The organism is Candidatus Methylomirabilis sp., from assembly GCA_036000645.1.
In the GTDB taxonomy this organism is placed as follows: domain Bacteria; phylum Methylomirabilota; class Methylomirabilia; order Methylomirabilales; family JACPAU01; genus JACPAU01.
In genome coordinates this window covers 19,550-30,596 of the sequence record DASYVA010000126.1, presented here as the reverse complement: position 1 = coordinate 30,596, position 11,047 = coordinate 19,550, and the positions used below count along the sequence as shown (strand labels likewise).

9 protein-coding genes are annotated in these 11,047 nt (G+C 68.6%); all 9 read left to right on the top strand.

Translation table 11 applies throughout. The features are described 5' to 3' along the window. The first annotated feature begins 114 nt into the window (after positions 1-114). The 9 genes from VGT06_07295 (at position 115) to VGT06_07255 (ending at position 11,043) form a co-directional block, all read left to right on the top strand. Positions 115-276 (top strand): hypothetical protein, encoded by a 162-nt coding sequence (locus tag VGT06_07295; protein HEV8662924.1) that lies wholly within the window; start codon positions 115-117, stop codon positions 274-276. Positions 277-367: 91 nt separating this feature from the next. Further along, positions 368-3,091 carry an excinuclease ABC subunit UvrA gene (gene uvrA / locus VGT06_07290; GenBank protein ID HEV8662923.1) on the top strand — a complete coding sequence of 908 codons (2,724 nt, stop codon included), beginning with the start codon at positions 368-370 and terminating at the stop codon, positions 3,089-3,091. Positions 3,092-3,615: 524 nt separating this feature from the next. Next, a complete protein-coding gene (locus tag VGT06_07285; protein ID HEV8662922.1) occupies positions 3,616-4,659 on the top strand; it encodes an HD domain-containing phosphohydrolase in 1,044 nt (347 codons plus the stop codon). Positions 4,660-5,042: 383 nt separating this feature from the next. After that, a complete protein-coding gene (locus VGT06_07280) occupies positions 5,043-5,936 on the top strand; it encodes an HD domain-containing phosphohydrolase (protein ID HEV8662921.1) in 894 nt (297 codons plus the stop codon). A gap of 47 nt (positions 5,937-5,983) precedes the next feature. Beyond that, positions 5,984-6,253, top strand: coding sequence for a PqqD family protein (locus tag VGT06_07275; protein ID HEV8662920.1), 270 nt, complete (start codon positions 5,984-5,986; stop codon positions 6,251-6,253). Positions 6,254-6,515: 262 nt separating this feature from the next. Continuing rightward, positions 6,516-7,145: a hypothetical protein gene (locus VGT06_07270; GenBank protein ID HEV8662919.1), complete on the top strand. Its 630-nt coding sequence runs from the start codon at positions 6,516-6,518 to the stop codon at positions 7,143-7,145. 20 nt (positions 7,146-7,165) lie between these two features. Continuing rightward, positions 7,166-8,293 carry a methyltransferase domain-containing protein gene (locus VGT06_07265; GenBank protein ID HEV8662918.1) on the top strand — a complete coding sequence of 376 codons (1,128 nt, stop codon included), beginning with the start codon at positions 7,166-7,168 and terminating at the stop codon, positions 8,291-8,293. Between the two features lie 270 nt (positions 8,294-8,563). Beyond that, on the top strand, positions 8,564-9,715 hold the full coding sequence (locus VGT06_07260; GenBank protein HEV8662917.1) for a nucleotidyltransferase family protein: 1,152 nt from the start codon (positions 8,564-8,566) through the stop codon (positions 9,713-9,715). A 227-nt stretch (positions 9,716-9,942) separates the two neighbouring features. Beyond that, the gene (locus VGT06_07255) at positions 9,943-11,043 is read left to right on the top strand and encodes an SLBB domain-containing protein (GenBank protein HEV8662916.1); all 1,101 of its coding nucleotides are present in this window, start codon (positions 9,943-9,945) and stop codon (positions 11,041-11,043) included. The last annotated feature ends 4 nt before the right edge of the window (positions 11,044-11,047 follow it).

Sequence of the window (11,047 nt, the reverse complement as noted above, 5' to 3'; positions counted from 1 at the left end):
GACGCCTCCATCTCCATCATACTCCCCCCCGAATTTGCGGGATGAGTCTGTGGATGTATAATAGACCGTTCGGCCACCCCCGGCGCGCCCCGGTGCAGCCTGCGAGGGTATCCGGTGTCTTCTGAGCAGCAGATCCCGACGGCGGAAGTCCGCCTGCAGGGATATCGCGGGCGGGCTGACTACGGCCTTGCGGTAATCTTCTCCGCGACTGAAGTGCGGCGAGACCTGGACCTGGTGGAGCGCTTCCTCGCGCTCGTCCGGGGACGCGCCGCCTGAGGCTCATCCAAACGGCCGGAGAGGCCTACCGCCGTCTCGCTGCGGCCGGAGTCCTCGCCGGCGACGCACCACAGGAGTCAACTCGACGGCCATGTCCAGCACGCACATCGTCATTCGCGGGGCCCGCGAGCACAACCTGAAGAACATCAACCTGGAGATCCCCCGGAACACCCTGACGGTGATCACGGGCGTTTCTGGGTCCGGGAAGTCGTCCCTCGCCTTCGATACCATCTACGCCGAGGGCCAGCGGCGTTACGTGGAATCCCTCTCGGCCTACGCCCGGCAGTTCCTCGAGCAGATGGAGAAGCCGGACGTGGACCTGATCGAGGGCCTCTCCCCGGCCATCTCCATCGAGCAGAAGACCACCAGCAAGAACCCCCGCTCCACGGTCGCCACCACCACCGAGATCTACGACTACCTGCGGCTCCTGTACGCGCGGGTCGGGAAGCCGTTCTGCTACCAGTGCGGGAAGCCGATCGCCTCCCAGACGGTCCAGCAGATCGTGGACCAGGTCCTGGCTCTCCCGGCCGGAAGCAAGATCCAGATCCTGGCGCCGGTCGTCCGGGGGCGGAAGGGGGAATACCGCCACATCTTCGTGCAGATGCGGAAGGAGGGGTTCGTCCGGGCCCGGGTGGACGGGACGCTCCGGGAGCTGGAGCAGCCGATCGAGCTGGACAAGCAGAAGAAGCACACCATCGAAGTGGTGGTGGACCGCCTGGTGGTGAAGCCGGACGTGGCCCGGCGGCTGGCCGACTCCCTGGAGATCGCCACCCGGCTGGCGGAGGGGATCGTCACCGTCAGCGTCGTCGAGGGCCGCGAGCTGACTTTCTCGGAGAAGCTCGCCTGCATCACCTGCGGCGTCTCCTACCCCGAGATCTCCCCCCGGGTGTTCTCCTTCAACAACCCTCACGGGGCGTGCCCGGCCTGTGGCGGGCTCGGGACGCAGGTGGACGGGCGGTCCGACGCGGCGCTCGCCGCCACGGAGGAGGACTTCCTCGGCTCCAGCGCACGCTACCTGGACCGCCGCTATAAGGAGACCTCCTCCTCCCGGGTCCGGGAGGCGATCGAGGAGTACGTGGACCGGCTCTACAGCATCCGCCCGTGCAAGGCCTGCGGCGGGGCCCGCCTGCGGAAGGAGTCGCTGGCCATCAAGGTGGCGGGGCTGAGCATCGCCGAGGTGACCCGGAAGTCGGTCAAGGATGGCCTGGCTTTCTTCGAGGGCCTACGCCTCTCGCAGAAGGATCAGGAGATCGCCCGTCGGATCCTGAAGGAGATCCGGGAGCGGCTGGGGTTCCTGGTCAACGTGGGGCTGGAATATCTTACGCTGGATCGGACCGCCGCCACCCTCGCGGGCGGGGAGGGACAGCGGATCCGCCTCGCGACCCAGATCGGGTCCAGCCTGGTGGGGGTCCTCTACATCCTGGACGAGCCGAGCATCGGGCTGCACCAGCGGGATAACGTCCGCCTGCTGAATACCCTCAAGCGCCTGCGGGACCTGGGGAACACGGTGCTCGTGGTGGAGCACGACGAGGAGACCATCCGCTCCGCCGATCACGTCATCGACCTGGGCCCGGGGGCGGGGGTGAGCGGGGGCCAGGTGGTGGCGGCCGGCCCCCCCGAGGCGATCACGGCCAACCCGCGGTCGCTCACGGGGCGGTACCTGGCGGGGGAGCTGCAGATCCCGGTCCCGGCCCGGCGGCGCCCTCACACCGGCTTCTCCCTCACCGTCGTGGGGGCCCGGGAGCACAACCTGAAGGGGATCGACGTGGAGATCCCCCTCGGCCTCTTCAGCTGCGTGACGGGCGTGTCGGGCTCGGGGAAGAGCACCCTGGTGAGCGAGATCCTCTGGAAGGCGCTGGCGGCGGAGCTGTACGACTCCCGGGAGAAGCCCGGCGCGCACGACAAGCTCTTGGGGGTGGAGCATCTGGACAAGGTCATCGAGATCGACCAGGCCCCCATCGGCCGGACGCCCCGGAGCAACCCGGCCACCTACACCGGGGTCTTCTCCTTCATCCGGGAGCTGTATGCCCTCACCCCGGATGCCCGGGTCCGGGGCTACAAGCCGGGCCGCTTCTCCTTCAACGTGAAGGGGGGGCGGTGCGAGGCCTGCGAGGGGGACGGCATCCTCCGGATCGAGATGCACTTCTTGCCCGACATCTACGTGACCTGCGAGGTCTGCCGGGGGAAGCGCTACAACCGCGAGACCCTGGAGATCCTCTACAAGGGGAAGAGCATCGCGGACGTCCTCGACATGACCGTGGCGGAGGCCCTGGCCTTCTTCGAGAAGGTCCCCCGGATCCGGGAGAAGCTCCAGACTCTTCACGACGTGGGCCTGACCTACATCAAGCTGGGGCAGTCGGCCACCACCCTCTCCGGGGGGGAGGCGCAGCGGGTCAAGCTCTCCCGCGAGCTCTCCAAGCGGGCAACGGGGCGGACCCTTTACATCCTGGATGAGCCGACGACGGGGCTGCACTTCCATGACATTCGCCACCTCCTCGAGGTCCTGCACCGGCTCACCGACGCCGGCAACACCGTCCTGGTGATCGAGCACAACCTGGACGTGATCAAGACGGCCGACCACATCATCGACCTGGGGCCCGAGGGGGGAGACGCCGGGGGTGGGGTCGTGGCCACCGGAACCCCCGAGGAGATCGCGGCAAATCCGGGCTCCTACACCGGCCAGTTCCTCCGCCGGGTCCTGGACGGCCGGGGCCTCGCGGGGCGCCCCGGGCCGCCACCTCGACGGGTTCCCTCCCGGGCGGGCTCGCCATCCCGGCGGGGGAAGGGCCTTGAACGGCGCCGCAGGATGGGCTAGCATACGCGGAGCGCGGCCCGGAGCCGTGTCCCTTTTGAGCCTCTCCTGGCGTCACGGACGCCAGCCGTGGGCCCGGAGGGGAGGAGGTCGTCCCGATCGGAAGCGGGCAGGACCCGAAAAAGGGGGACCCCAAGGGAAAGCCGCCCCCTTCCCGAACCGGGAAGGCGGGGGAGGAGGTCTCCTTTTCGGACCTGGACGCTCTCCTGGAGTCGGGCGAAGGCCCTGCGCCGCCGCCTCAGAAGCCTGCCGCGACCCCCACCCCCTCCGAGGCGGAAGTTTCCTTCGATTCCCTTGACGATCTCCTCGGAGGTGGCGAGTCCCCCGAGGGGACCCCGCGGGCTCCAGCCCGGCCACAGGCGCCTGCCACCGCGCGGGCCTCGCCGCCCCCCCCCGCTCGCCCCGCGACAAAAGCGCCGGCGCCTCCTCCTCCCAAGCCATCCGCTCCGGCCGCTCAGCCCAAGCCCGCTGCCCCCGCCGCCGACAAGGTCGCCAGCCCGCCGGCGCCCCCAGGCTCCATCGCCGAGTTGGCGGGGGCTGCTCAGGCGGGCAGCCCGCCGGTCCGGCCGGCTCCCGAGGCCGCGAAGCCCTCTCCGCCTCCTCCGCCCGTAGCGCCGGCGTCCCCCGCTCGCGCGGCGGCCGCGCCCCCCGCCCGAGAGGTCGCCGTTGCGGCCTGGCGGGAGACCCCGGATAGCTTCCTCGGCGAGGCCCGCATCCGCCTGGAGCTGTTCCTCCGGGACGCGCGTGCCGGGCGGGTCGAGAGCGTGGAGCCCCTGGAAGAGGTCTGCCAACATCTGGTCCGTTCCCTCGCGGAGGGGGACCAGCTTCACGTGCGGGCCCTCGACTTCCGGAAGTCCCGCAACGACCTGGTCACCCACATGATCAACGTGGCGATCTTCGCCGTGAAGATCGGGAACGGGCTGGGGATGAAGCTGGAGGCCCTGCTCCGGGTCGCCCTCGGGGGGTACCTCCACGACGTCGGGATGGTCCGCTATCCGCCGGAGCGGTTGACTGGCTTCCAGAGCCTCACGCCCAAAGAGCTCGAGGAGCTCAGGCGCCACCCTGAGGAGGGCTATCAGATCCTGACGGCCCTGGGGCCGGACTACCGGTGGCTGGCCGACGTGGCGCACCAGGAGCACGAGCGGGAGGATGGGAGCGGATACCCCCAGGGCCTCCGAGGGGACCAGATTGTCGAGATCGCCAAGATCGTGGGCCTCGTCGACATTTACGACTCTCTCACGCATCCCCGCCCGTATCGCAACCGGACGGTCCCGGTGACCCTCCCTCACGAGGCGGTCAAGGAGATCCTCCAGGCCGAGCGGCAGCGCTTCGGCGAGCGCTATCTCAAGGGTCTCATCACCGGCCTTTCCGCCTTCCCCATCGGGACCGTGGTGCGCCTCAACAACGGCAGCGTCGGCCGGGTAGTATCCACCAACAAGGCGCTCCCCCTCCGCCCCACCCTCGAGATCCTCCGCCTCGGGAGCGGCGAGGAGGTGAGTCCCCCGCGGCCGACCAGCCTCGCCGAGCACCCCCTCCTCTACATCACCGAGGCCTCCCCTGCCGAAGGATAGTTCAGCCCCCTGGCACCGCTATTGCACGAAAATTCAGGGGTTTACCGTTTCCACGGCGGTTGGGGGCCGGTTTTGCTCCAGGGGTCCCAGCGCCAGGAAAAGGTTTGATTTGCGGTGAAGGGCATGCTAAGAACGCCCCGATTTTCCGAGATGTTACGGTCTCCTATCTTCGGCGTGTGCCCCGGAGGGAGGGGGCCATCGTCCGTCTGAGTGGTGACCTCATCCACCGTTCCGACCCGGACCAGGAGGGACAGGCCAAGGGGGCGCGCCCCCCGTCCTCACCCTCCGATGCCCCCGGGGACAGCGGGAGCGGGGGGGCGAGCTCCGGCGAAGGGCACCCGGCTCTCCTGGCCCACCCAGCGGGGGGGGCCCCGGGGGGAAAGATGACCGACCCCCAGGAAGCAACCCAGCTCCTTCGGGAGCTGAGCGTGGCCCTCAATGGGTTCCTGGAGGCGGCCCGGGCGAATCAGTCCCTTCCGCTGGCTCCCCTCGAGCCGCTGGCTGCCCGCCTCGTGGACGGGCTCGGGGCGACGGATGCGCTGATGGTGGGGGCCCTGGACGTGCGGGGAGGGCAGGGGAGCCTGGCCGCGCACTGCATCCACGTGGCGATCTTCGCGATCCGGATCGCGGCCGGCATGGAGCTCCCCCGGGCCGAACAGGTGAAGGTGGCGCTGGCTGGGCTTCTTCACGACGTGGGGATGGTGCGCTTCCCCCCGGACTTCACCCAGGTGGAGCGGGCCTTGACGGCTCGGGAGCAGGAGGAGCTGAAGCGCCACCCCGAGGAGGGCTACAAGATCCTGAGCGCGCTGGGGCCCGCGTACAAGTGGCTGGCGGATGTGGCCCACCAGGAGCACGAGCGGGACGACGGGAGCGGCTACCCCCGCGGGCTCACGGGCGACCAGATACTGGAGACGGCCCGCATCGTCGCCCTAGCCGACATCTACGAGTCCGTGACGCACCCGCGGGCGCACCGGAAGGCGCTGGTCCCTTTCGACGCGGTCCGGGAGATCCTGACGACCGAGCGGCGTCGCTTCAGCGAGCGGGTCGTCAAGGGGCTCCTCAAGGGACTCTCCGCCTTCCCGGTGGGGAGCCTGGTGCGGTTGAACACCCGGGAGGTGGCCCGGGTGGTGGCCACCAACCCGGCCTTCCCAATGCGCCCCGCGGTGGAGGTGCTCTTCGATGCCGCTGGGGACCGGGTACAGGGGCGGCGGATTGACCTGGCCAGGAACAGCCTGCAGTACATCGTGGACTCCGTCACGGTCCACGAGGTGCTGTAGCCGAGAGGAAACGCCAGGTGGCGAAAAGGGGTACCCTTTCGACGGCCATGGTTCCCGAGACGGAGCGGCCCCGGGCCAACCTCGCCGTCCTCTACCGTGAGCTGAGGACCGGGTGCGTGCTCTACCACCCCGGGACCAACGAGGCGCATGTGCTGAACCTCACTGCCGCCTACATCTGGACCTGCTGCGATGGCCGAATGGATGTTGCCGCGATCGCCGCCCACATCGCCAAGGTGTGTCATCTTCCGATGCCCGAGGCGCTGCGGGACGTCAAGAAGGCGCTGGGAGACTTCCATGCCAAGAAGCTCCTCCTCTAATCCCCGGGCGCCTCGCCTCTCCCGGGATGCGACCCGCTGGGCCTTCATGCGGCACCGCTGCGTGGGCGAGCGCTCCTTTTGGATCTGCGGGGATGATCCGGAGTTCCTCCCGCTCTGCGACGCGATCTATCCGAACTCTGGGGGGCCGGCGGGCAACAGCGCGGATCCCCTCTATCGCCTCGTGCGGGAACCGAAAGGGTTGGTCGCCGCGTATTCCCCCCGGCAGTTGCTCAGGCGGTCGCGCCACGCTGCCCGTCTTCTCGTGCCGCTCGAATGGTGGATCACCCACGACATCCTCTATTCCCAGCCCCAGAACCTGCATCTGCATGGCGGCGGGTTTCGGTACGGAAACGCGGCGGTGCTCCTGCCGGGGGGGCACGGGGCCGGCAAGACCAGCCTGACCCTGGAAGCCCTCTACCGCGGCTACCAGGTGTACAGCGACGAGATTCTCGTGGTGGACCCCGAGCGGGTCCGGCTGCTGCCCTACCCCCGTTGCTTTGTGGTCAAGGAGCCGGGGATGCGTTTGTTCCCGCACCTGCAGGGCCTCTATCGAACCCGTGGTCCGCAAAAGGCCGGGCGGTCGGTGATGGTCTGGTACGTCAACCCGCGGGAGATCAGGCCGGATTACCTGGCCTCCGACGCTCCCTGTGGCTGGCTCCTCTTCCCGCGGTTCCGCGCCGGGGCGCCGACGCGGCTGGCGGCGCTGAGTGAGCTGGAGGTGGTGGGGAAGCTGCTCTCCTGCATCTTCACCTTCTTCCTGAACACCGACGCGACGCTGACCGGTGTGGCGGCCCTTGCCCGGCGCTGCCGCGCCTATCACCTGGAGTTCGGCGAGCTGCGGGAGGGCTTCGACGCGATCGAGGACCTCCTGGCAGGCCGGAGGACGGGGTGAATCTCCCGTACTACAGGCGGATGCTGGCAGACCGGGTGCGCCTCCGGGCCTTCCATCGGGCGATCCGCGCGACGGTCCGCCCCGGCGATGTCGTCGTGGAGATCGGCGCGGGGCTGGGAACCTATTCCTTCTTCGCGGCCAGGGCCGGCGCCCGCCGCGTGTACGCGATCGAGGCCGACCCCGAGATCTGTCGGCTGGCCGAGTGCCTGGCTGAGCAAAACGGCCTCGCCGATAGGATCCGGTTCCTGCGGGGACACTCGACAGATATCGAGCTTCCCGAACGGGCCGATGTCGCGATCTTCGAGGACTACACCGGCTTCTTCTTCTCCAGCAGCCTGCCCCGTCTCCTTCGGGACATCCGCGAACGCCATCTCAAGCGGTCGGGGCGCCTGATGCCCTCCGGAGTGGATCTCTTCTTGGCAGGGGCTCAGGACCCCAGGACCCACCGCCAACTCGATCTCCTCAAATCCCAGAGAGAGCGTGTGTTCGGTCTGGATTTCAGCGAGACTCGCCGGCTGGCGATGAACCATCCCCTGGGCACGGAGGCAACATCCCGACACCTGCTGACAGCCCCTCTCCGGTGCACCCGAGTCACTCTCGGCAACGGTCAGAGCTTCAGTTTCGCCTTCTCTGGGACGACGCAATTCCGCCGCAGCGGAATCCTGCACGGGTTACTGGGATGGATGGAACTTCAGCTGGCTCCGGGGTGCGCGATCTCCTGTTCCCCTCTCGGTCGGCCGACCTCGTGGGGACAGACATTCTTCCCGTTTGCTGAACCGCTGCGGGCGCGCAAGGGGGGACGCCTGAAGGTCGGCATGGAACTGATCTTTCCCAAGGGGACATCCTGGTACCACCAGCGTTGGATCGCCTCGGCAGAGACAGAGTATCGGGAGGGAAACACGTTCGCAGGGGCCCCGTTCTCCGCGCGCTCCCTGAACGGTGAGTCGGCCAGCACGTTCGGGAAGCTCGGGCCCCGAAGCCGGGTCCTGCTGACGCTGCTCTCGGAGCTCAGAGGAAAGAGCTCGTACGGAAAGGTCGCAGCAACGCTCGCGAAGAAATATCCCCGCTTTTTTGAGAGTCAGGAGGATGCTTTGGCTACCGTCATCCGCCTCGTCCCCGCCCTTTCGACGCTCGCGGGGGGCTTGTGAGGATTGTCGGAAGGAGTGAACAATGAAAACACTGGCTGACCCACGCGCAAAAGACAGCATCGTGGCTTTTGAGAGTCGGCGCAAGTTCCTGAGGAGAGCTCTGGTGATGGCGGCGTACGTGACTCCGGTCGTCCTGTCGTATCCGAGCACGGTTTTCGCGAACCACCCCTGTCCAGCTGACCCAGGCAAGATGTCGAGCAGCGGCATGCCTGAAATGTGCGCTGGATTGTCCTACAGCCCGGGCTGCTCGCGGCTGTAGAGAAGCCGGGGATGGCTTCCCTCGCGGATTTGCCACCCGACCTGGAGCTGCTCTCTCGTCTCGCCCGCGTGAGCCACGAAGACGGACCGCCCCCCGGGGGGGTGTCCTCCGCCGAACTGGAGGGGGCGGTCGAGACGGCGCACGCCCACAACACGTTGGGGGTGCTCCTCCCGGCTCTCCGACGGGGGGGACGTCTTCTCCCCAACGCCCTCGAGGCGCGCCTGGCCGCCGCCGAGCCCGCCCTCGTCGCCCAGGCGCTGTTCCGCGAAAGCGGCCTCGAGGAAGTCTTGCGCGTCCTCGCTCGAGCGGATGTGGAAGTGGCGGTCCTGAAGGGCGCCTTCCTGGCCTCCTGCGTCTATGGGGATTTTGCAGAGCGGCCGATGAACGATTTTGACCTCTTCGTGCAGGGGCAGGATCTGTCCCGGGCGGGTCATGCGCTCCAGGAGGCGGGCTACGCCCTTGAGGACCCGCGGCTCCGCGAGGAGCCGGGAGGGGCAGCCCATTTCCGGAGCCCAGCCGGTCAGGCGGTCGAGTTGCGCCACGACCTCACCCAGGGGACGCGTCTCCGGGGCGTGGTGGACTTCCCGGAAGCGGACATGTGGAGGAGGCGGCGGGCCTTTAGCACCTCGTCGGGGGAGACCCTGTGCAGCCTCGATCCGACGGATCATCTGCTCTACCTCGCCTACCACGCGGGGATGCTGCACCTCTTCGCCGCGCTCATCTGGCTCCTGGACATCGATCGATTCGTCCGGAAGTTTCAGGGGGAGGTTGCGTGGGACGAGCTCCCCCCCCGCGCCCGCCGGATCGGCTGCGCCACCTGCTTGTGGCACGGCTTGGGATTGGCCAAACAACTCCTCGGCACGCCGGTCGAGGACTCCGTGCTTCGAGCGCTGAAGCCCGACAGGCTGCGCGCAAGGCTTGTGCAGCGGTGGCTCACCCCCCAGACGCTCCTCCGCGGGATGACCCCTCCCCGAGCGGTCCGCATGCAGGCGCTGCAGATGCTTCTCCTGGACACGATTGCTGCGGATGCCCGGTCTCTCTGGCAAGGACTCTTCCCGCCGCGGCAGTGGCTGCAGTGGCGCTACCGCACCTCCAACCCCCTCGTGCTGCTCCTCTTCCGCACCGTGTACCCCTTTGGAGGCTGGGCCCGCCGGCGGACGTGACCCGCGGGGACCCTTGCTGCCTGCCTCCAGCCCGGCCCGATCCCGCCCGGCAAGGCCCAAAAGGCCCTAATCTTGCAATCGCCTGGCGCGAGGGCCGTATTTTCAGAAAGTTGTTGACTCGGAGGGGGGAGTCCGTTATACGGTCGGCCATAAACCGCTAGTTGAAGAAAATCCGCTAATTAGCGGTGTGTAAAGCCGCCAGGCTGCGGGTCGGGAAGGACAGTGCGATGGATCGAGCGGGGAGATTCCGCGTCGCCCTCCGGAAAGGGCAGGCGGGAGTGGCCGCGATGCTCGCCTTCGCCCTCGTGGCGTGTGCGAGCGCGCTGCCCGCCCCGCAGGTCCCCCCCGTCGCATCCGAACCCGCCCCGGAAGTTCCTGACCAACCGGCCCCCTCCTCGCCGGAACCCTCGGGGCCGGCCGTCGTGGGGAACCGGACCTTCACCCTGGTGGATGGGACCCCTCAGTACCGGATCGGCCCCGGGGACCTCCTCGAGCTCCTCCTGTCCCGGGGCGTGACCCAGGACCGCCTCACCGTGACGGTCCGGACCGACGGGCGGGTCCCGGTCCTCTTCCTCGACGTGGGCATCGGCGGGCTCACGGCCGAGCAGGCGGCCCGGGAGATCGAGCGGGCCCTCGCGGCCTACTACCGGGTCCCCCGGGTCGAGGTGTTGGTGAAGGAGTTCAACAGTAAGAAGGCCATCGTCCTCGGGGCGGTGAGCGCCACCGCCGGCCGGGGGTCCGGGGTCTACCCGCTGCGGGGGAGGACCCGGTTGAGCGAGTTCCTGGCGAGCGTCGGGGGGGTGGCCCCGGAGGCAGACCTGGAGCACATCCGGGTGACCCGGGAGGACGGCCGGGTCGCGACCGTGAACCTCTTCGCAGTGGTAGGAGAGGGGGAGCTCTCCCGGGACCTGGTCCTGGATGCCGGGGACGTCGTGTTCATCCCTACCCGCCCGCCGGGGGCCGAGCGGAAGGTGTTCGTCTTCGGCGAGGTCGTGAAGCCCGGGACGGTTCCGTACCGGACCGACATGACCCTGGCGGAGGTGATCGCGGAGGCCGGCGGCATCACGCAGGTCGCCGCGGCCGACGCCACCCGCATCATCCGGGGCAACCTCCGCGATGGGCCGACCGTCCTGACCGCCGATGTGGAGAGCCTGGTCCGCCGCGGCGACCTCCGGCAGGATGTCCGCCTGTTTCCCCGGGACATCGTCATCGTCCCCCGCAGCGGCCTGGGGAACTGGAACGCCTTCCTGGCCAAGATCCGACCGACCCTGGAGTTCATCACGCTCGGGCTGCAGCCGGTCATCGTCTACGAGACGGTGAAGGACTAGCCCC